19 protein-coding genes are annotated in these 23,327 nt (G+C 38.0%); 10 read left to right on the forward strand and 9 right to left on the reverse strand.

Annotated elements, in window-relative coordinates:
* Nucleotides 1–17: 17 nt before the first annotated feature.
* A complete protein-coding gene (locus tag I6F47_RS07045; RefSeq protein ID WP_002960627.1) occupies nucleotides 18–212 on the forward strand; it encodes a (2Fe-2S)-binding protein in 195 nt (64 codons plus the stop codon).
* Nucleotides 213–278: 66 nt separating this feature from the next.
* Here the strand turns inward: I6F47_RS07045 and bfr (I6F47_RS07050) are convergent, their stop codons facing one another.
* From bfr (I6F47_RS07050) to I6F47_RS07070, 5 genes are all read right to left on the reverse strand, one after another.
* Nucleotides 279–743, reverse strand: coding sequence for a bacterioferritin (gene bfr, locus I6F47_RS07050; protein WP_024593101.1), 465 nt, complete (start codon nucleotides 741–743; stop codon nucleotides 279–281).
* A 12-nt stretch (nucleotides 744–755) separates the two neighbouring features.
* Entirely contained in the window at nucleotides 756–1,226 is a 471-nt protein-coding gene (gene bfr / locus I6F47_RS07055) for a bacterioferritin (RefSeq protein ID WP_002958985.1), read from the reverse strand.
* Nucleotides 1,227–1,498: 272 nt separating this feature from the next.
* Entirely contained in the window at nucleotides 1,499–3,634 is a 2,136-nt protein-coding gene (locus I6F47_RS07060; RefSeq protein ID WP_197183587.1) for a TonB-dependent receptor, read from the reverse strand.
* Nucleotides 3,635–3,706: 72 nt separating this feature from the next.
* Complete coding sequence (locus tag I6F47_RS07065; RefSeq protein WP_007582328.1) at nucleotides 3,707–4,777, reverse strand: PepSY-associated TM helix domain-containing protein; 1,071 nt, start codon at nucleotides 4,775–4,777, stop codon at nucleotides 3,707–3,709.
* Between the two features lie 114 nt (nucleotides 4,778–4,891).
* On the reverse strand, nucleotides 4,892–5,758 hold the full coding sequence (locus I6F47_RS07070) for a cation diffusion facilitator family transporter (RefSeq protein ID WP_024591861.1): 867 nt from the start codon (nucleotides 5,756–5,758) through the stop codon (nucleotides 4,892–4,894).
* 251 nt (nucleotides 5,759–6,009) lie between these two features.
* Between I6F47_RS07070 and I6F47_RS07075 the strand changes: the two genes are divergently transcribed.
* The 8 genes from I6F47_RS07075 to I6F47_RS07110 all read left to right on the forward strand — a co-directional run bounded on the left by I6F47_RS07075 (nucleotide 6,010) and on the right by I6F47_RS07110 (nucleotide 16,187).
* Nucleotides 6,010–10,773, forward strand: a complete 4,764-nt coding sequence (locus I6F47_RS07075) for a PAS domain-containing protein (protein WP_197183588.1) — start codon at nucleotides 6,010–6,012, stop codon at nucleotides 10,771–10,773.
* A 12-nt stretch (nucleotides 10,774–10,785) separates the two neighbouring features.
* Complete coding sequence (locus tag I6F47_RS07080; RefSeq protein ID WP_024593105.1) at nucleotides 10,786–11,268, forward strand: GNAT family N-acetyltransferase; 483 nt, start codon at nucleotides 10,786–10,788, stop codon at nucleotides 11,266–11,268.
* 79 nt (nucleotides 11,269–11,347) lie between these two features.
* Nucleotides 11,348–11,854, forward strand: a complete 507-nt coding sequence (locus I6F47_RS07085) for a hypothetical protein (RefSeq protein ID WP_007582333.1) — start codon at nucleotides 11,348–11,350, stop codon at nucleotides 11,852–11,854.
* 16 nt (nucleotides 11,855–11,870) lie between these two features.
* Nucleotides 11,871–12,482, forward strand: coding sequence for a superoxide dismutase (locus tag I6F47_RS07090; protein WP_197117137.1), 612 nt, complete (start codon nucleotides 11,871–11,873; stop codon nucleotides 12,480–12,482).
* Between the two features lie 74 nt (nucleotides 12,483–12,556).
* The gene (locus I6F47_RS07095) at nucleotides 12,557–13,909 is read left to right on the forward strand and encodes a DNA-3-methyladenine glycosylase 2 family protein (protein ID WP_197183589.1); all 1,353 of its coding nucleotides are present in this window, start codon (nucleotides 12,557–12,559) and stop codon (nucleotides 13,907–13,909) included.
* Nucleotides 13,909–14,379 (forward strand): methylated-DNA--[protein]-cysteine S-methyltransferase, encoded by a 471-nt coding sequence (locus I6F47_RS07100; RefSeq protein WP_007582340.1) that lies wholly within the window; start codon nucleotides 13,909–13,911, stop codon nucleotides 14,377–14,379. Before I6F47_RS07095 ends, I6F47_RS07100 begins: the two co-directional genes overlap by 1 nt.
* Before the next feature lie 75 nt (nucleotides 14,380–14,454).
* Entirely contained in the window at nucleotides 14,455–15,297 is an 843-nt protein-coding gene (locus tag I6F47_RS07105; RefSeq protein ID WP_165722639.1) for an amino acid ABC transporter substrate-binding protein, read from the forward strand.
* 296 nt (nucleotides 15,298–15,593) lie between these two features.
* On the forward strand, nucleotides 15,594–16,187 hold the full coding sequence (locus tag I6F47_RS07110; RefSeq protein ID WP_010553997.1) for a thymidine kinase: 594 nt from the start codon (nucleotides 15,594–15,596) through the stop codon (nucleotides 16,185–16,187).
* Here I6F47_RS07110 and ltaE read toward each other — a convergent pair.
* Entirely contained in the window at nucleotides 16,161–17,165 is a 1,005-nt protein-coding gene (gene ltaE / locus I6F47_RS07115) for a low-specificity L-threonine aldolase (protein ID WP_197183590.1), read from the reverse strand. The genes I6F47_RS07110 and ltaE overlap by 27 nt on opposite strands.
* Before the next feature lie 40 nt (nucleotides 17,166–17,205).
* Nucleotides 17,206–18,138, reverse strand: a complete 933-nt coding sequence (gene rlmF, locus I6F47_RS07120; protein WP_197183591.1) for a 23S rRNA (adenine(1618)-N(6))-methyltransferase RlmF — start codon at nucleotides 18,136–18,138, stop codon at nucleotides 17,206–17,208.
* A 128-nt stretch (nucleotides 18,139–18,266) separates the two neighbouring features.
* Between rlmF and I6F47_RS07125 the strand changes: the two genes are divergently transcribed.
* On the forward strand, nucleotides 18,267–19,220 hold the full coding sequence (locus I6F47_RS07125) for an alpha/beta fold hydrolase (protein WP_197183592.1): 954 nt from the start codon (nucleotides 18,267–18,269) through the stop codon (nucleotides 19,218–19,220).
* On the opposite strand, the gene I6F47_RS07130 is transcribed toward I6F47_RS07125, so the two are convergent.
* On the reverse strand, nucleotides 19,168–20,601 hold the full coding sequence (locus I6F47_RS07130) for a tetratricopeptide repeat-containing sulfotransferase family protein (protein WP_197183593.1): 1,434 nt from the start codon (nucleotides 20,599–20,601) through the stop codon (nucleotides 19,168–19,170). The genes I6F47_RS07125 and I6F47_RS07130 overlap by 53 nt on opposite strands.
* A gap of 90 nt (nucleotides 20,602–20,691) precedes the next feature.
* Nucleotides 20,692–23,274 (reverse strand): TonB-dependent receptor plug domain-containing protein, encoded by a 2,583-nt coding sequence (locus tag I6F47_RS07135; RefSeq protein ID WP_197183594.1) that lies wholly within the window; start codon nucleotides 23,272–23,274, stop codon nucleotides 20,692–20,694.
* Between the last annotated feature and the right edge of the window lie 53 nt (nucleotides 23,275–23,327).

The following is a 23,327-nucleotide window of genomic DNA, read 5'->3' on the forward strand; positions in this document are numbered from 1 at the left end:
GAGAGTGGTTTGTATTCATGTATATTTGTCTTTGTCACGGTGTGACTGATAAAAAAATTGAGCAAACAATTGACGATGGTGCAACGACCATGCGTGAATTAACTAAAGAGCTTAAAGTAGGCAGCCAATGCGGTAAGTGTTGTGGTTGTACTAAAAAGATCCTTAATCGCAGACTTATTCAAATTGCTGATGTAACGGATCAAGTTGCTTAATTACATATAAAAACTTAGATATAAAAAAAGCAGCTTTTTAGCTGCTTTTTTTATGCTTGTTACTATTTACAGTTGAGACTGCAAGTAGTTTTTAATACCCGTATTTTTAATAAGCAATTGTTGGGTTTCTAACCAATCAATTTGCTCTTCTTGCTCATTTAAAATGTGGTCAAGGGCTTCACGGGTAATGTAATCTTTTTTGCTTTCAGCCAGTTTTACTGCGCTTTGCAACTCGCCAATAGTATCAAGTTCAAAACTCATGTTAGCTGCAATCATTTCTTCGCTGTTTTCACCAATACGTAATCGGCCTAGGTCTTGAAGATTTGGTAAGCCTTCTAAAAACAAAATACGTTCGATTAAACGATCGGCGTTTTTCATCTTTTGAATTGATACTTTGTAATCTGCTTTGTCTAGTTGCGTAAAGCCAAAATCTTTAAACATGCGTGCATGTAAAAAATATTGGTTAATACCAACAAGCTCATTAGCGAGTACTTTATTAAGCGCTGCAATAACGTCTTTATCGCCTTTCATAATATGCTCCTACTAAGCCATTTGTGCTTGATGATAATTTTCAGAACCAATTTTATCAATTAAGCCAAGTTGTTGCTCTAACCAGTAAACATGGTCTTCTTCGGTATCAAATAACAGTTTTTCTAAAATGCTACGAGATTGATAATCTTGTTGTTCTTCACATATTGCGATGACGTCTTTAACACACGCAACTACTTCAAGCTCTAGTGTTAAATCGTTTTGCATCATGCTTTTTACATCGTTACCGATAAGTAAATCACGGCGCTTAGTCATATTTGGTACACCTTCTAAAAACAAGATGCGCTTAATAAGCCAGTCTGCGTGATCTTTTTCTTCTTCCATCTCGTGGTTAAGGCGCTCGTATAGCTTATTTAAACCCCAGTCGTCATACATGCGCGAGTGTATAAAATACTGATCGATTGCTGCTAACTCGTTAGCTAACAATGTATTAAACGCATCGATTACTTTTTGATTACCTTTCATGATAAATCGCCTTAACTATTTCAATTGTATGCAGTGTAGTACAAATAGCCTATATTGCAAGTTTTCTCTATAAAAATCATTGCGTTACTATTGGTTTTGATTCTTATTTAAGTTTGCGTTACTGCTTGGTTTATGGACAGTTTTTTATTTGTATTAGTATCTGAGAATGATTACTAGAGGTATTTATAAATAATAAGTAGAGATACTGCTTTTCATATTATCTTTTTAAATAAATAGGCATGCTGATGCCTATTTATTGAGTCTATCACTAATTAAAACTGGTATTTAGCACCTAGGGTAGCCGTTGTTCCTAATCCTTTAATGTTATATCCACCGTAGGTGTAAGCCTGTGCGCGGGCAGGGTAGTAATCACTATTGAATAGGTTTTCTATTCCAAAATACCCACTCCACTTGGCGTTAACATTGTATTGGCCACTTAAGTTAAATGTGTTGTAGCTACTAACAGGGCCCTGATCGCCAGAGTATTGGCCTTGCGCATTTTTATCAAAGCGCTTTCTGTCGCCTACATATAAAAAGCTCATAGCAAGTGATAGTTCGTCATTTGTTTGCCACGTTACATTCGCTGTTGCTTTAGGTGGACTAATTTGGCTTGCGCCTAGATAGTCATCAGCTTCGGTGTTTTTACCTTCAACATAGCTGTAAGTAGCACTTAATTTAAGGTCTTGGGTAATAGTGTAGTTAACTAGTCCTTCGTAACCCCATATTTCTTGTGGCGCACGCACAGGTTCGTAAACTCCTGTTACTTCATTATACTCATTACTTGTACCAAGCTCTGAGGTACTTCTGTAAAGAGCAAATTCAAAACGTACGTTTTCAAACTGTGAGGTAAAACCAACTTCGTAATTGTCGATTATTGAGGCTTGTGTTTGAATAAGTGCAATGTCGTCAACGGTTGCAGCGCGAAGTAAGCGACCAATATCAGAAATATCAGAGCCCTGTGAGTAGCTAAAAAACGGGCTAAAGGCATCTGTTAAGTTATATTTAATACCGGCGTTATAAGTTGTTGCATCGTAATTAATGGTGTCGCCACGCACATTTAATGGTACTGAACATTGCGATGCGGTTTTGCAAAGTTTTAGCGTTTGGTAGTCACTTACGCTCAAATCAATGCTTTCTTTTCTTACACCCGCTTTTACAATAATGTCGTCGTTTATTACCCATTTGGTTTGTAAAAAGCCAGCCACACTTTCCATGTCCATTTCTGGCACCCACACACGGCCATCTACTAAAGGTTGCGATGTTTTATCGTTTAAGGCATCAATACCGTAGATTAGGGTGGCTGTTACGTTTTCAAAATCAAACTGACTATTAAATGTAGCTCTGGCACCTTGCTTGTCTGATTTAATAACCGATTGACCACCGCTATAACCTTCATCAAGATTGGCTAAAGCGGTTGAGAAAAAGAATACGTTTTCTATATTTTGTTTATACAGATCGAGGGTCATTTGTGTGTTTTCAAACAGCGCGTAATCAACATATTTTAGGGTTATATTTTCGTTGCCTTCTGGGCCTTGCGGCTTACCTTGTTTTTGAAGCTCTAAGGGGACGTGTATAGCGTATGTTTTCTCCCCTATATTGCCATCGCCAGTAACATCGCCTAAATCAGTTTTTTGCTGTGAGCTGTAAAAGTTATAGCTAAACTGCAGTTGCTTTTCGTCGTCAAAATCATAAGTTAGTTTGGTAAAATAGTTTTGAGTTTCAGAGTCTGATAAACCATATTGCAAGCCTAAAATATCGCCCTCTGCATCGCGTTGTACGCCGTTTTCTTCATAGCTTGCCGTTAGCAGGTAGCTTAGTTGGTCGAGCTTACCGTTTACTGCGGCTGATACTCTACCGCCGCCACTTTCTGCTAATTTAACAGCGCTAAAGCGGCTTGAAATACTTATTTCACCTTCCGGTTTACCATCACTGCGAGCCTGTTTTGTTATGTAGTTAATAATGCCACCTGAGGCACCATTACCATAAATAGACGTTGCGCCTTTTATGACTTCAATGCGCGCTATGGCACTTGCATCAAGCGTTTTTACGCCTAAAGAACCATTACGAAGAGGTGTTGATTGCGGTACACCATCAATCATTATTAATGGCGCACGGCCGCGTAGTGTTTGTCCTGAATTACTTGAACTGCCAGTATCTGGGGCAAGGCCAGGAACCATTTGCGCGAGTAAGCTCCCCAATTCTGAGCTTACTTTTAAATGCTGTTGTATTTGTTGCTGATTTATAACGGTAATCGAGGCAGGTACTTCGTCAATGTTCTCTGATATGCGGCTGCCAGATACAATGACATGCTCTAACTGATCAGAAGTGTATTCATTTTTATTATTTTCATTTGCTAACGTGTTAGTACTTATTGCAACAGCAATAAGGCAAAGCGAAGTTTTTAACATGGGGTGTCTTAGTTGATAACAATTTACGTAATGGTAATTATTATCAACTAATGACGCAAGTGTTAATGAGATTTATTTCCATTTATGGCGTTTTAACCAAAAATATACACCGCTTACAATAAAAAATGCGAGTGAAAGGGCTATTAATAACCATAAAAACTGCACAATAGGACCTGCAAAATCACCAATGTGAAACTTATACTTAAAGTTCCATGCTTGTGTTGTGAAGTTGGTTTTACTGGCGTCAAATGAGTTTAATACTTTACCAGTAAATGGGTTAGTCCAAACCCAGCTGTAAGCGTGGCTTTCGCCAGGGTTTTGCATTCTCAGTGCAATTACTTCGTCATCATTTTTAGGTAAGTAAATTCTATATACTTTACCATCCGGAAATACGTTCTCTGCATTTTTAATTGCTTCATTGTAGTTTAACGCAGCTTGAGAAGCGGCTATTATTTTTGGCGCTTCAGGTCTTTGTTCTACTTTATTAAACGTTACAAATTCTAATACAGATTGAGTTTGTGTTTTCCAGTTAAATGCCATACCAGTAAAGGCAATAAGCATAAGGGGTATAAAAAAGTAAACACCAAGCACTGTATGTAATTGATACATGAGCACTCTAAATTTGGCTTTTGGTTTTATAGCTAAACGTTTAACTCTGTTTTTGGGCTTTACCCATAAATAAAAGCCGAGTAATACATTTATTAAAAGTAGCAATGCACACACCGACATCCAATTTCGAAAGGTTTTTTCACCCTTACTGTTTTCAAACAACAGCCAGCGATGCAATCCCATCGCAAACCCATAAATAGTATCTGTTGATTCATAGACGTTTAGTACACTCCCAGAGTAGGGATTAACACTGGCGTAATATTTATTGGCTAACCTAAATTGCCATGCGGCGTTTGGCGCTTGTTCGGGCATAAAAAAAGTGATTTTTTGCTTAGTTTGAGCTCGTACATTTTGTATAAGTTCATCGTAAGGCATTAAATTTTCTTGTGGTGTTACTTGCCATTTTGCAGGCTCTATTAAGTGCTGTATATCTTTTGCATAAATCATAACAGCACCGGTTAAGCTCACTATTAATAAAAATAGTCCGCTAATAAGGGCAAGGCCTAAATGAATTCTACGTAACCAAAGTTTCAAAAACGGTATCTCATTATGAGTTAATGGCAATATTGTAAATGATAATACGAGCTGTTTTCAATTAAATAGTTATGTATTTGGTTTAGCTTGTTATTAAGAACATTAAATTGGGCTTTAATTTGCGATTGGTCGGATTTCTATTATGCAATTTTCGATATTAAAATTGTCGTGTAAAAAGCTTTTTATTGTTGGCAAATTAATTAAGTGCTGAGTGCTAATAACAAGCTCACAATAATTTTCTTTATCATCTAGTTGCCAAAGCTTAATGCTAACTACCGATTCGATATTAAATTCATTGCTAATAGCATGTGATATTGCGTGTGTATCAATGTTGCTAGGCGCTGCTTGCATTAAAATTTTGCAGCTTTGCTTTAATAGTAAAATGCCATGATAAATTACATACACAGAAATAAGCACAGTGGCAATTAAATCAACAATATACCATTGGTATAAAATAATTAAGGTGCCTGCAATAATAACAACAATAGATGCCATTGCATCTGATACGTTATGAATAAAGGCCGCTTTTATATTTATACTGTGATTTGCTCCAGCTCGGTAGGTTAAATACGCTGTTGCTAAATCAATTACCAACGCTATTGCTGCCACCCACACAACTATCCAGCCATTAATTGGTTGAGGGTTTAAATAGCTCGAAATGGCTTCAAAAATTAAATACACGCCAATTAATATTAATGTACTGCTATTAAAAAGTGTGGCAAGTATTTCAGCGCGTTTATAGCCAAAATGATGAGTGCCGTCAGCAGGCTTATTACCAACTTTACGTGCAACCAAGGCTATAAATATAGCGGCAGCATCACTTAAATTATGAAGGGCATCGGCTATAAGTGACAAGCTGCCCGAAAATATCCCGCCAATAACTTGGGCTACGGTTAGCAATACATTAATAACCACAGCGACGGTGAGCTGTTTATTGCTTTGGTTTTCGTCTACATGACTATGTGAGTGATCGTGCGCCATAATGCCCTCAAACGCATTGATTAAATACTGCTTATATCACGAGGAGTTTAAAACAGCTACAGAAGTTGTAGCGTAAGCAAGTGTAATTATAAGTTAGTAATAAAGGCGTATTTTTTAAAAAATGTGAATTTAAGATTGTAACGCTAAATACCCAGTTTTTAAGGAGTTTACCGCTCAAAACTTGCGTCTTTATATATTTAGTGCATTAATGTAAGTAATATTAAATGATTATAAGTTGCTGGATATTAAGCATGGACAAAGGTTTAAACTTTGGTGAATTAACAGGTAAAGGACAGTCTGTTCGAAGTAAGTTAATTATAACCTTTATAATTATAGCCTTAGGGCCACTTTGTATACTTACGTGGTTTAGTCTTGAACATGTAAATAGCACGCTTAAACAAAATGCAGACACTGAACTTAACGAGCTTAATAATATAGGTAAGCAATTTGCTGATATTTGGTTTACAGACCATGTTAAAGATTTATATTTGCTTAGATCACAATTTGATATCAGCCCCAATAAAAAGCAAAAATTAATTAATCAATTTATTGAGCAGTATGATTTTGTTAATCATGTAGAGCTTATTGATGTAAACCTCGTTAATTCACTACCTTCATCACCTTTTTTAAATGTTATTAAAGAGCCGCGCTTTAATAACATACGTTCTGGGATTATAAATACAGGTAAAATCCAATTCCAGTCAATGACTGCCTCAGGGCGTGAATATCATATTATTGGCTTACCGATATTAAATGATGAAAATAAGTTACAAGCAATATTGCTTGCAGATATAAATTTAAATGGCTTATTAAATAATCTAAGTAAAATACACGCTGCTAATAAAGACATAACATTTTATGTTATGCACAATAATAAAATTCAAAAAAGTAATACTTCAGACGATACCCAACCATCATTTTTCTCTCAAAATAGCTCACCAATACAACGTGTTTTTTCTTATATTGATAAAAATGAAGTCACTTTATATGGGTATATTAATTCATTAGAGTTTTTAAATGAGTCTGGCTGGCAGCTACTTGTATCAAAACCAAAAGAAGTCGCACTACAAGGTGCTAATTATTATAAGCAGCTCGCTGTATTAACTAATTCAGGTGCCTTACTGCTGATATTAACGTTGTCGTGGTGGTTTGGTCGCCGGCTGTCTCAGCCTTTAATTAACTTAGCTAAAATTGTCGAAAATATTACAAAAGGCGATTTAGTTAAAGTTCCAATAATAAACGATAGCATTGAATTTAATCAGCTTTCATTGGGCTTACGTAAGTTAGTAGCTGTAAAAGAAGAACAACAAAGTATATTACAAAAACAACGTTCGGCACTTCAAATTGCATTAAAACAATTAGCAGAACAAAAAAGTGCATTAGATGAACATGCCATTGTTGCGGTAACTGACTTACATGGCACTATTACTTTTGTAAATAAGAAGTTTTGTGAGATCAGTGGTTTCGACGAACATGAATTAATAGGCGAAAACCATCGCTTATTAAATTCAGGGAAACACGAAAAAGAATTCTTTAAAAATATGTACAAAACGCTTAAACGCGGTGATGTATGGAACGGGCAAATCTGTAATAAAGCTAAAAATGGTGGTTTTTATTGGGTAGATACCACCATTGCACCATTTTTAGATGAAAACGGTATACCACAAAACTATATTGCTATTCGTACCGACATTACAGCGCTTAAGTTACAAGAGCTAGAGCTTGAACAGCACAAAACACAGCTACAACTAGTGATTGACTCAACAGCAGTGGGTATTTGGGATTGGTACATTGATACTAAAAAGGTGACATTTAATAACCGCTGGGCCGAGATTATAGGTTACAAGCTCAGTGATATTGAACCTTGTACTATAGATACTTGGTATACCTATGCGCACCCTGATGATTTAGCTATGTCGGAGAAAAAACTTCAAGCGTATTTTTCCGGCGAGACTGACTATTATGTTAGTGAAGCCCGCATGAAGCATAAAAATGGACATTGGATTTGGGTTCTCGATACTGCAAAAATAGTTGAGTGGAATACCGATGGCTCTCCAAAACGCATGATCGGTACGCATTTAGATATATCAGATCGAAAATCTACAGAGCTTGAGCTACAAGGAAGTCGAGACAGATTTGCATCTTTGGTATCAAATATCCCCGGCATAATTTATAGATGTAAGTTTGATGACAAATTAAGCATGCTTTACATGAGCGAGCAAGCGAGTGAAATAACCGGTTATTCACCCGATGAGTTGATACACAATGAAGACCTTTGCTTCTTTGATTTAATATGTGAAGACGATTCTCAAAAAATAAAAGATGAAATTGTCCATTGTGTTAGCGCTAAGCAGTCATGGTCTGTTGAGTATAGAATTAAAGCCCGCGATGGCTCTTTGCATTGGGTAAACGAAAAAGGCCAAGCGATTTACGCAGATGATGGCAATATATTGTATTTAGATGGATTTATTTTAGATATTACAGAACGTTACAATACACAATTAAAAATAAGCCGTCAGCAAAGCCTGCTTGAATCAATGAGTAAGCAAGGCCAGATTGGTGCATGGGAGATGGACCTAGATGCGCATACCCTTTATTGGTCTGATGAAGTTAAAGTTATCCACGAAGTACCAGAGGGATTTGAGCCGAGGATAGATACTGCTATTGATTTTTATAAACCAGGAATACACCGAGACACTATAAGTACCTTATTTGAATGCGCTGTGACTTTAGGTGAAAGCTGGAGTGTAGAGCTTATTATTTTGACCTATTCGGGGCAAGAGCGTTGGGTTAAATCAATGGGCCAAGCAGAGCTTAAAGATGGTAAATGCGTACGTGTTTTTGGCTCATTTCAAAGTATTGATGCACATAAGCGCCTTGAACTCGAAAGCGAAAAAGCAAACCGCTATAACAAAAATTTAGCCGCGCTTACAGTCGCACCTGAAGTGCAAAATAGTGATGTAGAGCAAGTTAAAAAGCTAGCCGTTAAATCTATGTGCGAAGTGCTAAATGTTGCACGTGCGTCGGTATGGATTTTTAACGATCAACGAGATGTAATGACATGTCATAGTTTATACATAGATGGACAAGGGTTTGTAGATACAGATGCTGTTTTAACTGCTAAAGACTACCCTGCATATTATAGCGCCATTTATAAGCAAAACTTAGTAGCCATTGATGATGTTTATACCCATCCAGCAACTGTTGATTTTATAGAAGCGTATACAAAGCCATTAAATATTAAATCGATGCTTGATGCAGTAATAGCAACTGGTGATGGTAATTTAGGTATTTTGTGCGCTGAAACGGTAGGCGAACATCACAATTGGACGCAAAGTGAAGAAACTTATCTTCGATCATTGGCTACTTTAGTGGGAAGTACTTTAATTTCTCAGCAACGAAAAGTAATCAGTGAGGAGTTAAAAGTAGCCCTTGTAAAAGCAGAAGATGCAGCCATTGCGAAGAGCCAATTTTTAGCAACCATGAGCCATGAAATAAGAACGCCAATGAATGGTGTACTCGGTATGCTAGAACTTGTTCAATTAGAGTCACTCCCTAAACCAATAGAAACAAAAGTAGGTATAGCCAAAACAAGTGCGCACTCTTTATTGGGTGTAATTAACGATATTTTAGATTTCTCTAAAGCCGAAGCGGGTAAAATTGAACTTGAAGAGATTAACTTTAATGGACGTGATTTAATTGGCGAAGTTGCTGCCGCACAAGCATTGACTGCTCAAGAAAAAGGTATAGAAATAATTTTAGATTTGGTAGCGCTAGAGCCTTCGCAGTTATGCGGAGATCCTGGGCGGATTCGACAAGTACTTACTAATTTGCTGAGTAACGCCGTTAAGTTTACGAGTAAGGGCGAGGTTGTGGTAAGCGCCAAAATTAATAAAGTGGCTCAAGGTTTAGAATTTGTTGCAAGTATAAAAGATTCAGGCATAGGAATAAGTGAAGAAAAGCAACAGCAGTTATTTACCCCTTTTTCTCAGGTAGATGCATCAACAACGCGTGAATACGGGGGCAGTGGCTTAGGGCTGGCTATTTGTAAGCAGCTTTGTGAGTTAATGGGAGGAGCAATTTCTCTTACAAGTGAAGCAGGTAAAGGGAGTACCTTTACCGCCACTATAATGCTAACTCCGGGAGATCAAAAAGAGCGTTATATTCCTAATATTAATATGGAAGAGCTAACAGTTTTAGTTGTTGACGATAACGAGACAAATCGAATTGTAATTTCACAACAGCTTGAACATTGGGGCGCTAAGGTTGCACTCGCATGTGATGCACATGAAGCACTTGATATGTGCGCGCAGCACTATAAAGATAAAAATTGCATGTATGATATTGCAGTGCTTGATATGCAAATGCCAGGAATGGATGGCATAGAGCTGTGTAAAGCACTAAAAGCACATGAACATTATAAATCAATGCCACTTGTAATGATGACCAGTATTGCAGGTATGGAAGGCGCGCAGCGTTATTCTGATGCTGGCTTTCAGGCATATTTTCCTAAACCAGTAACCACTGCCGATTTAATTTCTGCACTGTCGGTTATAACGAGTAATGATGCAGGCGAGACGCTCCCACTTGTTACGTCAGGCTATATTTCGTCACTTAAAAAAGAAAAGGCGCAGGAGTTTTCCCAAATACTACTGGTGGAAGATAATCCTATTAATCAACAGGTGGCTAAATTAATGCTCAAAAAGCTTAATTGTGACGTTACTATTGCCGGGAATGGCCAATTAGCGATTGATATATTAGAAGCGCATGATTCAGGATACTTTAAGCTCGTACTTATGGATTGCCAAATGCCTGTTATGGATGGTTTTGCTGCAACCGCTGCTATTCGTAAAGGCTTGGCGGGCATACAGCATAAAAACATTAAAATAATCGCTATCACCGCAAATGCAATGAACTCAGATAAAGAGCGTTGTATAACAGCTGGAATGGATGACTACTTGAGTAAACCTATTCAATTAGATATTTTAAAAGATAAATTAGAGCAGTATATTTAAGGTAAAAATACAATGAGCCAACCCGTTATAATACGTGATGCAAAACCAAGTGACGCAAAAACAATTTTGCACTTTATTACCGAACTTGCCATATATGAAAAAGAACCTGATGCAGTAAAAACAGACGAGCAGGCAATTTTAGATACTCTGTTTAGTGAAGGTGCAACTGCGCACAGCATAATTTGTTTAGAAGGTGATGAGCCAATTGGTTTTGCGGTATATTTTTATAATTACTCTACCTGGTTAGGTAAAAATGGCCTATACCTTGAAGATTTATACGTAAGCCCAGATAGCCGTGGCAATGGCGCAGGTAAAGCCATTATGAAGCACTTAGCTAATAAGGCGATTAGTAATAACTGTGGGCGTTTTGAATGGGTAGTGCTTGATTGGAATAAACCCGCTATCGATTTTTACAATAGCATTGGTGCAAAGCCGCAAAACGAGTGGATTATATATCGCTTAACAGGGCAGGAACTATTAGACTTCGCTAAATAGTTAATGAAAATCATTTGCATTTAGTTTTGTGGGTGTGTAAGTTAAATACACACTCATAAATAAACGTGCAGATGATTATATGATCTCAAGTCAAAAACAACCCCACTCAGATTTACTTTATCTTGATCAAGCATTAAGCCCTTGGCAGTCGAATATAATGCAAGGTAATTATGCATTTGAACAAGGTGCACTTCTCGAAGCCCGCGATAAATACTTATTAGCTAAAACACTTGCAGATCATCTTCTTCAGCAATTTTTATATGCTCAGATTAATAACACTGTCATTCATGCTATTGAGCACTGTATACCCGCACTTGTTGTTGCGTCACATAATTTAGCTGATACTTATATAGCTATGCAACAGCCTGAAAATGCATGCAAATGGCTATGCGAAGTACACTTAACACTCTCTTCATTAATTAAGCATACTCATTACGATATACAAAAAGTGAGTAAGCATCATTACATTAAAACTTCCTCTGAACTTGTGTCATTTGCAAGACGTTATCATTTTTTACCTGAGCTAATAGAGCAAGTGAATTTTTGCTTATGCTCTAAAGACTCAACAAACAGCCTGCTACATTAAAATAAAGGAGTAATTTATGGCGTTTACATTGCCAGCACTTGATTATGAATATGATGCGCTTGAGCCTCATTTAGACAGTAAAACGATGCATATTCACCACACATTGCATCATCAAACGTATATCAATAAAGCCAATGCTGCTTTAGCCGATACTGTATATGCAAACGCAAATGCTGAAAAATTACTTAAGGGAATAAACAGCCTGCCTAGTAATTTACAAAAAGCAGTACAAGAGCATGTAGGAGGGCATTTTAATCACAGCTTATTTTGGCAAGTAATGAGCCCACAAGGAGGAGGTCAACCAAGTGGTATTGTGGCTCAGGCTATAACTGAGCAACTAGGCAGTTTTGATAAATTTAAAGACCAATTTACAGCTGCGGCAATTAGCCAATTTGGTAGTGGTTGGGCGTGGTTATGTGTAACGCCAGATGAAAAGTTGATTGTAGAAAATAGTGCTAATCAAGATAGTCCTTTAATGCAGGGAAATATCCCTATTTTGGGACTTGATGTATGGGAGCATGCCTATTACTTAAAGTATCAAAATAAGCGCCCTGATTATATTGATGCATTTTATAATGTAATTAATTGGCAAGAAGTACAAAATCGCTATTTATTGGCTATTGGTTAAGTGCCGAATATGGCTAGTAATGTGAGTTTTTTTGTATAAGCTAGGCTTTATTAGGTTAACTTATAGAGCCGTTTATGGACACTTCACATTGGCAAAAAGCACGTCAGAGTCGCGATCCTCGTTTTGACGGGCTTTTTTACGTAGCGGTAAAAAGTACCGGTATTTATTGCAGACCTATTTGCCCTGCACCAACGGCTCACGAAAAAAACGTTGCTTATTATCAGTTTGCCCATAACGCGGCGCAAGATGGTTTTAGACCCTGCATTCGATGCAGGCCCGATAGTGCTCCTGGCAGCGCAGCATGGCAGGGTACAAAAACGACTGCACTTAGAGCAAAACAGTTAATAGATCAAAATGACGAGCACGACTGCGAAAAATTAGCAGCTCGTCTAGGTGTAAGTAGTCGTTATTTAAGACAGTTGTTTAAGCAGTATTTTGGCGTGTCGATTACGCAATATCGATTATTTAACCAATGTCACTTTGCTAAAAAGCTGATTCAAGAAACACATTTACCCCTTACCGAAATAGCGTTTGCAGCTGGCTTTAAAAGCATTAGGCGCTTTAATGATGCATTTTTACAGCAGTTAAATATAGCTCCCTCGAAGCTGCGCAGTGGCGATAAAAAACCAACGTCAACACTCACTTTAACCCTGCCATTTAGGCCGCCTTATAATTGGCCTGCTTTGCAGGGCTTTTTACAAAGGCGCTTGATAAAACCAATGGAGTGGATAACACAAACGAGCTACGGACGTACTTTTGCAAGTGAGGAATATAAAGGAAGCTTTACCGCTGAATTTATAGCGAGTAAAAATCACTTTAGTGTATCTATCAATATAGACAATACGGTGTACTTACAACCTGTTATAAATAATATACGCCGTGTGCTTGATTTAGATGTCGATATTAATTTAATTGAAACGCATTTAAGCGCCAATATAAACAATGCGTTTACAGTGTGTGAAGGGCTCAGACTTCCAGGGATTTGGTCAAGTTTTGAAGCCGGTATAAGGGCGGTACTCGGACAACAAGTGAGTGTTACTGCGGCGCATAATTTAGTAACAAAGTTAGTTGATGAATTAGGCGAAAAAGAGGGCGATACCGTTTATTTTCCTTCGGCTAAAATTGTTGCTAATAGTGATTTTGCATTTTTTAAAATGCCACAAGCACGTAAAAATGCGCTACACAACTTAGCCCAGTTTTGTGCACTAAATCCTGAAAATGACGATTTAGACGAATGGCTTAATTTAAAGGGAATTGGTCCTTGGACGGTAAATTATGCAAAGTTGCGAGGGCAAAGCCAGCCCGATATATTACTTGATGGCGACTTAGGTGTTAAAAAAGCTCAAGCGGCGGCAAACCCTTTCGTATCTGCTAACAGCGCTCCTTTTCGTTCTTACCTAACGTTTCAACTTTGGCAGCAATTATAATGATCATTCAAACATCAATTTCGAGCCCTATAGACGACATAATTATTCAAGCGACAGATAAAGGAGTGAGTTACGTTGGGTTTTATCCTCCAGTTGAGCACCCTCATACGCCATTTGAGCAAGTCGCTAACAAGGCGGTGCTTATTTGCGCTGCGCAGTTAAATGAGTACTTTGCAAAAAAACGCACTACTTTTGATGTACCACTTGATACTAACGGTACAGTATTTCAACAAAGCGTATGGCAAGCACTATTAACGGTACCTTTTGGACAGTCGCAAACATACGGCTATATTGCAAACCAACTCAATAACCCAAAAGCAGTGAGGGCAGTAGGCGCTGCGAATGGTAAAAATCCGATTAGTATTATAGTGCCTTGCCACCGAATTATTGGCGCAAATGCAAAGTTAACGGGCTATGCTGGTGGGCTTGATAGGAAGCTTTGGTTGCTGAAACACGAAGGATTAATGTAAATTAATGTAACGAATATTTTGTATGTTTAGTTCTACATACTACACTGTAGATTTAGTTTATAAATAAAAATCACTATGAAAATTAGAACGTTGCTTTATATTTTTGTTTTGAAGTGTATTGTTTTTTGCGATGGCGTTACGGCCAAAGAATTACTTTTTTGTTATGAAGATAAAAACGCAGCACCACTATTTTTAGGTGTTGATAAGGCTATACCTATTGATCAACCTGATGCCTCAGTTGAGGTTTTAAGTTTATTAGATAAAGCGATTGATGGTGTTGAGATTAAGTTTGTTAGAAAACCATGGCGTAGATGCTTAAGCGATTTAGAATTTAATCGAGTTAATGCTGTTATTGCCAGTTACCGCAAAGGACGAGAAAACGTTGCTGTTTACCCTGTTGATCAGCAAGGTAAGTTACAAGATGACTATGCAGTAAGTGAATTTAGTAGCTGCCTTATAGGGCGTTATAAATTTCATAAAGAATGGGAGACTCGCGAAGTATTTCAAAATAAAGCATTTACGATAGCTATTCCTAATGGCTATGGACTAAATAGCGCGTTAAAAGAAGAGCCATTTTTTATTCATAATACGTTTTCTAAAAGCAAAGCTTTTGAGTTGCTAGATAAGGGCGTGGTGCAGGCGAGCGTTGATCTATGCCAAGTTGATGGCTTAAAAGTGTCGAGTTATCCGTATGAGGGTAATAATGTCAAACCTATTTATCCCCCTTACGAAACCAGCCATGGTTACCTTGTTTTTTCAAAAAAATTCTACGAAGAAAATAACACTCTAAGTTGGGAAATATGGCATTGGCTATCAAAATTTGAAAGTGCACCTATCTATATTAAATATTTACAAACACTTAGGGCCTGTTTATCTTTCGAGGTTGAATTTGCAGCAGACTGTTTGGTATTTAGGTAAGGCAGAGTCTATATAGTGTGGTTATTCCCCATAAATAGGCGATAACGCAGCATAAATGCCAAACATGCGCTGCCCGAAGGGTTCTGCCTAGGGGCAATTTACTCTTTGTTGTTCGGTTTTTACTTAGCCCGCTAGGTTACAAACCTCACGCCGCGATTAAATAGCCCCTAGGTTGAACAAATTTTAATCCTGAAAGGTCAACAGGCCCTAATAACCTCATTAAATTCGCGTTTGTAAATTGGTATTAATTTAATATTAAGGTAGCATAAGCGCACTTTTTATAAAATGGCACCACAATGGCTCAATTATACTTTTACTACTCTGCAATGAATGCAGGTAAATCAACCACGTTATTACAATCTGCATTTAATTATAAAGAACGTGGCATGGAACCTGTGATCCTTACTGCTGCCATTGATGATAGACAAGGCGTGGGTAAAGTATCGTCTCGTATTGGCTTGCAAGCAGATGCGCATGTATTTGATGCTAGCAAAGATGTTTTTGATCTTATTCAATCACTCAATAATGAAAAAAAACGCCATTGTGTGTTAGTTGACGAGTGCCAATTTTTATCAAAAGAACAAGTAATGCAATTAACCGATGTGGTTGATGAATTAGGTATACCGGTATTGTGTTATGGCTTGCGTAACGACTTTAGAGGCGAGCTATTTATAGGGTCGCAATATTTGCTTGCGTGGGCTGATAAGTTAGTTGAGCTTAAAACTGTATGCCACTGTGGACGTAAAGCAAACCATGTACTGCGTACCGATGAAAATGGTGAAGCAATAGCCGATGGTAACCAAGTAGAAATTGGCGGCAATGACCGATACGTTTCGGTATGCCGCAAACATTATAAAGCCGCGTTAAATATGGGCCGACAAAGCATTTAAAAATGTATCAATATCTTCGCGCGTAATATCTAAATGCGTTACTAGCCTAAGCTGCTTGCTTGGGCTAAATAGTATACCTTGTTGTTTAAGTGCCTCAGCAATCTCTTCAATGTTTATACTGCTAGTGTATGTTGCGTAAACCATATTAGTGGTGTTACTCATATCTACAGTAAAGCCACTGATTTCACTTAATTGTTGAGCCAAATAGCGTGCATTTTCATGATCGTCTTTTAGGCGCTCTACATTGTGCTCAAGTGCAAACTGCCCGGCAGCTGCAAGCATTCCGGCTTGGCGCATACCGCCACCAAGTACTTTTCTCCATCGTCTTGCTTTATTAATAAGTGCTGGTGAGCCTAATAATAAAGAGCCTACGGGCGCCCCCAAACCTTTAGATAAACAAATAGAAACTGAATCAAAGTGTTTTGTAATTTCAGTGATATCAATGTTTAGCTCAACAGCGGCATTAAAAGCACGTGCGCCGTCTAGGTGCAGCGCTAAATTATGTGTGTCAACAAAGTCACGAGCTTGGGCTAAGTACTCAAGCGGGAGTACTTTTCCGCCTATGGTATTTTCTAAGCTGAGCAATCGCGTTTTTGCAAAATGGCAATCGTCTGGTTTTATAGCCGCCGCTATTTTGCTAAAAGGGATACTGCCATCAGCATCGTTTTCAATAGGCTGTGGTTGCACAGATCCTAATACAGCTGCGCCGCCACCCTCAAATTTATAATTGTGAGCATTTTGGCCACATATGTATTCGTCACCTCGTTCACAATGCGCCATTATTGCAAGTAAGTTAGCTTGTGTACCTGAGCTACAATAAAGAGCGGCTTTAAAGTTAAAACGCTTACACGCATAGGCTTCTAGTTGGTTAACGCTTTCATCATCGCCATATACATCGTCACCAACCGGTGCGTTGTGCATAATATCGCGCATTATTTTTGAGGGCTTTGTAACTGTATCAGATCGAAAATCTATCATGATTGCCTTATCCTTTTTATTGTTTTTAATAAAATTGGTATTAAGCCAGTTCACTACATATTTGTTCACGGGTTTCTTTATCAAAGTAGCTCCATGCAATAAAGCGGCTAATTTTTTGACCTTGTGCCATATCAACTATTTTATACTGTGCTATTGGGTGAGCTTTTAATACTTCTTCAAGGGCTGCAATATTATCTTTTTTAGAGACTAACGACGTAAACCACAGTACTTGCTCTGCAAAGTCTTCGCTTTCTTTAATCATATTAGAGATAAACTGTACTTCACCGCCTTCACACCACAATTCATTATTATGACCACCAAAATTAAGCGTGCTACTGGGTGTTTTTCCTAGGTTCTTCCACTTGCGTTCACTGCCTTTACTTACCTCTTCTTCGCTTGCATGAAACGGAGGGTTGCAGAGCGTTAAGTGGTATAAATCTTTTTGATTTACAACGCCTTTAAAAATATGTGATGCGTTTTTTTGTTGTTTTAGGGTTATTTTTAAACCATTAAACTGAGCAATTTGTTTTGCTATTTTTACTGAGGCTGCATCAATATCAGTCCCTGTAAAATGCCACTTATATTCACTTGTACCAGTAAGCGGGTAAACTAAGTTAGCGCCAGTGCCAATATCAAGCACTTTAATTTGCTTACCTAAAGGTATTTGTTGTTGATTATCATCACTTAATAAGTCGGCTAAGTAATGAATGTAGTCAACACGCCCAGGTATAGGTGGACATAAATTGTGCTCAGGAATATCCCAAAAATCAATATTATAATGTGCTTTTAAAAGAGCTTGATTGAGTGTTTTAACGGCTTTGTTATCACTAAAATCAATACTTTTAGTACCTGCAGGTGTGGTTATAACAAAAGGCAGTAGAGCAGGGTGCTCTGTTGTTAATAAATCGAAGTCGTACCCATTTTTATGTAGGTTACGAGGGTGTAATTTTGAACGTGCTTTATTTTCTTTCATGGCTTCATTTTAACAACAGATATGATGTGGTGATTGTAACAAATGCTGATGAGTAAAGTGCAGACATTTCCTTTGGTATATTTAATATTGCTGGTAGGATGAGTTGAAAATAATAAAAAGGAATAACTGTGGCGATTTCTCAGCAATCAATAATTATCAATTTAGACGCTCACCAAACACTTCATTTACGTCGAATCAGCGATGATAATCAGCAAGGGCCTGTCGTATTTTTTATGCATGGAGCTGTAGAAAACGGTAAAATTTTTTACACCCATTCTAATAAAGGGCTAGCCCCTTTTTTGGCTGAGCATGGGTACCGATGCTATGTGGCTGATTTACGTGGACGAGGTGATAGTAAACCGGTTATTTCAAGTGAGTCAGAATATGGACAAACTGAGTCTATCCTAGAAGACATTCCTGCCTTTATTAAGCAAATAGAGTTGATTGAAGGCAAGAAGCCTGACTACTGGGTCGCTCACTCTTGGGGCGGGGTATTGATGAACAGCGCGTTTGCACGTTTTCCAGAATATATTAATGATGTAAAAGCGTGTGTGTATTTTGGCTCTAAGCGCTCTTTATTTAATAATCATCCTCAAAAATTATTACAAGCCAATTTAATTTGGTATTTTATGGCACCTTTACTTGCTAAAAAACACGGCTATTTAAATGCTAAAGGTTATAAGTGGGGAAGCGATAACGAAACTCAAAAGTCGCATTATCAAAGTATGCAATGGGCTAAAAAGAAGCCATGGATAGATTCTGATGATAATTTTGATTATGCAAAAGCTCTAAACAACCTGCATTTACCGCCAACGCTTCATATTGCTGCGGTAAAAGATAAAGCATTAGCGCAACCAATCGATATTCAAAAGTTTATGGACGAATCAGGGCCTGGCATTCAACAAATGCGAATTTACGGTCGTAAACACGGGCATAATTTTGATTACGATCATATTAATATGCTTACCCACCCAAGTGCGCGTGATGATCAATTTAAAGATTTACTTAATTGGTTTAAAGCACGTCCGATTAATTCTCATCAAGTAACTTTAAAAGCGGTGTTTTGTAACGCTCCCACTTAGCGATTGCGGCGTTATTAATAGGTTGGCGAATAGCATGTTTACTCAACGTGGTTACCGGTGTTTTTTGTTTATAAAACGCTAAGCAGCGCTCTTGAAAATGACAGTTTAAAAAGCCAAGTAACTGCGTTAGCTGCTCTTTTGGGTTGCTCACTAAATCTTCGTAACTGACATCATAAATTGGCATACCTTTAAAGGAGTGCCAATGGCTCATCAGTTTTTCATACACACTATGGTAAAGCTTAAACTCAGATAGTGAGCAAAAATAAGGCTCGTTTTCAGCAAAGTAATTAGTGAAAATAGAAAACGCTGTAGCATTAAAATTACGACTTAAGTTTATAAATTTGGCATTTGGAAATAGGATATATATTAGTCCGAGCGACTGATAATTACTCGGCAGTTTATTTATTATAAAAGGTCTGATGGGCGATGCTGTTTTTAATGTTGTGATATAAAGCTCGCGGGCTTTTTTGATTAAGTCAGGCGTTAAATGCGCTAAACATTGCGGGTAAGCAACTCCCGTTTTTTGCTCGATAAAAGCAACCGCGTTATTACTAATACTCGTACTTTCTCCTAGGCTCGAAAACTGACTATGGCTTGCCAACATTTGCTCCAGGAGGGTAGAGCCACTACGAGGCATACCAATAATAAATACAGGTGTAATATTACCTGTAAATTTTTTATCGGCAGAGGCAATAAATTCCTCGGTGTTGTATTTTATTATTTCATTGTAAAAAGGGATTAAATCTTTAGTGTTAAATTCACTTAATTTTCTTTGTAATTTATTCGCCAATATAAAATAATTAAATGCTTGCTCGGTATCTTCAAGTGCATCGTAACTGTTTGCTAATGCGTAGTAACACACCATTTTTAAACGTAAATTGCTCGTTTGAGTTAGTAAGTGGTGCAAATTACTTACATAATTATGCTCTTTATCAAAGCGGCCTAACTGCACAAGTTCAAATAAAATATAAGCTGTTACAGGGTATACCCCAATACTGAGTGCATGAGCAAAGGTTGTATGGGCTTTATCTAACTCGCCATGTGTTAAATAGTGCTGTGCTAAGTAATAATGAGGCTCTGGGTTATGACTTGCTAATTTTTTTGCGTATTCGAGCACCGTTAACGCATCGTTTGGCGAATTAACACCGTTAAATGCATCAGCAAGGGCATGTAATGGTTCAAGCATATGAGGCATGCGCTCACACGCTTTTTGGAGTAAGTATACGGCAGCGTCATAACGCTCTAGTCGTAGGGCAATTCTGCCTAAGCCAAATAAAGCTTCACCATTTTCGGGATTACTATTTAAAATCGCTTTAAAATGGAACTCGGCTTCTTTGAGTTTATTCTCTTGAAATAATTGGTTGGCTTTATTAATTAACATAGTTAGACATTATTATTATTTTTATTAACTATAAAATTAAAAAGGCGAAATGTCTTTAACATTTCGCCTTTGGTTCTTCATGAAAATAGTTTAAAAAGTATATGTTGCTTTAGCGTAGTAAAAGCCACCGTTAATACCAAACGGAGATGTTTCGTAGAACTGACCACCCCAGTTGTTATTAGGGATACCCGTTGCATCTGCAAAATCAAGTTTTTCAGCATCTTGGTCGAATAAGTTTTGAGCGCCTACAGAGAAGCTAACTGATTCATTTAAGAAGTAAGTTACTTCAGCATCAATAGTGACTGCAGCATCTGCTGTTTTAGCTGTTGCATCATAATCAACGTGAACACCTTGGTATTCGCCGTAGTAGTTTGCACGAGCAAATGCAGAAACTGATTCCCATTGTTGAGACAATGTGAACGTTGCACGATGGTTAGGTAAATCTTCTTCTAAGCGCTTAACCTTAAACGCACCTGTAATCTCACTAAATTGAGTTACTTCAGTATCATTCCAGTTATAAGCAAGGCTAAATGTAGAGCTACCGCCCATTAGTTCAGCTGTATAGTTGGCAACTAAATCGATACCTTGTGTTGTTGTATCAAAGTCATTTGTAAAAAAGCTTACCTGAGCAAGACCTTGTACATTAGGAACTCCAGCCGCTGTAAGTGTATCTTTATCTGCTTGGCTTAAGTTGATTTTATCTGATTGGCTAATACGGTCATCTACTTGAATGTTGTAGTAATCAAGCGTTAAAAATAACTCGCCGATTGTGTATACAGCACCAAGCGTATAGCTTTGTGATTCTTCCGGCTCAAGCTCTGTACCACCTAATTGCACTGCAATAGGGTTTGTTGGTGGAAGAAGCGCTGAATCTTGTAACACGCCGCTGTCTAAGCTTGTTTGTACGTTACTTACGTTAGCTTGACCAACTGTAGGTGCACGGAAACCGCTACTTACAGAGCCACGAATATTTAAATCTTCAGTTAAATGGTATTGAGCCATTACTTTGTAGTTAGTTGTAGTACCAAAGCTGTCGTAGTCTTCAAAGCGAAGCGCCACACCCATTAGGAAATCTTCAGTGAACGGTGCTTCAACATCAACATATGCTGCATAGTTACGACGAGAAAACTCACCTGCTTGTGATGGTTTAAAACCAGGGAAGCCGTTAGAGCCAATACCAAAACCTTGTTCTGTTAAAGGGCCTGCTGTGTAAGATTCTTCATCACCAGAAATGATAGTGAATGTTTCTTCATGCCATTCAAAACCACCGGCAATATTTACATCATAAGCTAAACCAAAGTCGACACCCTTTGATAAATCAAAGTTAAAGTTTTTCTCTAGTTGCTCATATTTACCTGGGCTGAAATCACGTGGTGTATCTGCACCTAAAGAGGCATTAACCGTATCGTAAATAAAGTAACGTGATTCATTTAAACCCACAGTACCGCTTAAGTCATAGTAAGTATCTTTTAAGAAACCACCAGTGAATCGCCCTTTAGTACCGATAGTTAAAGAAGTATCAGTAATGTTGCCGCCAAAGTTAGGTGTAAAACCACCTGGAAGCGATTCGTTAAATGCAAAACAATCTGGATTGTTCGCTACACCATTTATGTAAGCTGGATCATCTAGTACGTTGCCATCTGTTATTGCAATAGTAGGACAGTTAGCGCTCATATCAGGTGTTAAATCTGCAACAAGCAGAGTTTCGCCACCATCATTTGAATAAACACCAGAACGCGTTTGAGGGTTACGGTAGTAAAAGCCGCCGCGTACATCACGTTCAGAGTAATTACCAAACATGTAAAATTCAGAATCGTTTGTTAGCTCTAAACCTACGTTACCAAAAATTGTAATATCGTCGTTTACTTCTGGTGCGCCCCATACTTGTGCAAGAGAAGATACATCAGGAACACCGGCAGCTGAAAGTGCTGCGGCATCGGCACGTTGAACTGAGCGGCTTGTTGCATCAGCTGTTTTATATTGAAAGCTTAAATTAGCAAAGCCATTGTCGGTAAACGGTAAACCCACGTTACCCGACACTTGTGTTGTATCGCCGTCACCTTCATAAAATTGACCATGGCGGATTTCTAATTTGCCACCTTCAGAAGCGTCTTTTAGTTGGAAGTTCATTACACCGGCTATTGCATCAGAACCATATTGTGCAGCTGCGCCATCACGAAGTACTTCTACTTGTTTAATAGCAATGCTTGGAATAACTGAAATATCTGCGCCTTGCGCGCCATCGTTAATACCACCGCCTAAAAATGCAATTACAGAAGCACGATGACGACGTTTGCCGTTTAAAAGAACCAATGTGCTGTCTGATGGTAAACCACGTAAGTTAGCTGGGCGAACAAGAGAGGCCGCATCGCTAATAGGATTTTGATGTACGTTAAAAGATGGCACTGCACCTTTTAATAGCTCAAGCATGTCGGTATTGCCTGATCTTTCTAATTCTTCGCCACCAATAATATCAATTGGCACTGGTGAGTCACCGATTGAACGTGGAGCTGAGCGCGTACCTACTACGGCAATTTTCTCTACGTTTTTGTTTACTTTAGTTTGTTGTTGCTCGTCTGCTGCAACAGCAGTGCCTGAAAAAAACAACCCTGCAGTGGTTGTAGCTAAAGCAAATTTGATTGCTTGGTTTAGCGCATTATTTTTTAATTTCATTCTAATTTTCCCCAGTTAGAATAATTCTTATTTTTGATGCTAATTTCACATCA

It is taken from the genome of Pseudoalteromonas sp. NZS37 (genome assembly GCF_015864265.1).
Classification (GTDB): Bacteria; Pseudomonadota; Gammaproteobacteria; order Enterobacterales; family Alteromonadaceae; genus Pseudoalteromonas; species Pseudoalteromonas arctica.

Excerpts from the sequence above, each read along its gene's own strand:
- I6F47_RS07045 (WP_002960627.1), top strand. The coding sequence starts at position 18 with ATGTATATTTGTCTTTGTCACGGTGTGACTGATAAAAAAATTGAGCAA.
- bfr (WP_024593101.1), bottom strand. The coding sequence starts at position 743 with ATGAAAGGCGATAAAGACGTTATTGCAGCGCTTAATAAAGTACTCGCT.
- bfr (WP_002958985.1), bottom strand. The coding sequence starts at position 1,226 with ATGAAAGGTAATCAAAAAGTAATCGATGCGTTTAATACATTGTTAGCT.
- I6F47_RS07060 (WP_197183587.1), bottom strand. The coding sequence starts at position 3,634 with ATGTTAAAAACTTCGCTTTGCCTTATTGCTGTTGCAATAAGTACTAAC.
- I6F47_RS07070 (WP_024591861.1), bottom strand. The coding sequence starts at position 5,758 with ATGGCGCACGATCACTCACATAGTCATGTAGACGAAAACCAAAGCAAT.
- I6F47_RS07075 (WP_197183588.1), top strand. The coding sequence starts at position 6,010 with ATGGACAAAGGTTTAAACTTTGGTGAATTAACAGGTAAAGGACAGTCT.
- I6F47_RS07080 (WP_024593105.1), top strand. The coding sequence starts at position 10,786 with ATGAGCCAACCCGTTATAATACGTGATGCAAAACCAAGTGACGCAAAA.
- I6F47_RS07085 (WP_007582333.1), top strand. The coding sequence starts at position 11,348 with ATGATCTCAAGTCAAAAACAACCCCACTCAGATTTACTTTATCTTGAT.
- I6F47_RS07090 (WP_197117137.1), top strand. The coding sequence starts at position 11,871 with ATGGCGTTTACATTGCCAGCACTTGATTATGAATATGATGCGCTTGAG.
- I6F47_RS07095 (WP_197183589.1), top strand. The coding sequence starts at position 12,557 with ATGGACACTTCACATTGGCAAAAAGCACGTCAGAGTCGCGATCCTCGT.
- I6F47_RS07100 (WP_007582340.1), top strand. The coding sequence starts at position 13,909 with ATGATCATTCAAACATCAATTTCGAGCCCTATAGACGACATAATTATT.
- I6F47_RS07105 (WP_165722639.1), top strand. The coding sequence starts at position 14,455 with ATGAAAATTAGAACGTTGCTTTATATTTTTGTTTTGAAGTGTATTGTT.
- I6F47_RS07110 (WP_010553997.1), top strand. The coding sequence starts at position 15,594 with ATGGCTCAATTATACTTTTACTACTCTGCAATGAATGCAGGTAAATCA.
- ltaE (WP_197183590.1), bottom strand. The coding sequence starts at position 17,165 with ATGATAGATTTTCGATCTGATACAGTTACAAAGCCCTCAAAAATAATG.
- rlmF (WP_197183591.1), bottom strand. The coding sequence starts at position 18,138 with ATGAAAGAAAATAAAGCACGTTCAAAATTACACCCTCGTAACCTACAT.
- I6F47_RS07130 (WP_197183593.1), bottom strand. The coding sequence starts at position 20,601 with ATGTTAATTAATAAAGCCAACCAATTATTTCAAGAGAATAAACTCAAA.
- I6F47_RS07135 (WP_197183594.1), bottom strand. The coding sequence starts at position 23,274 with ATGAAATTAAAAAATAATGCGCTAAACCAAGCAATCAAATTTGCTTTA.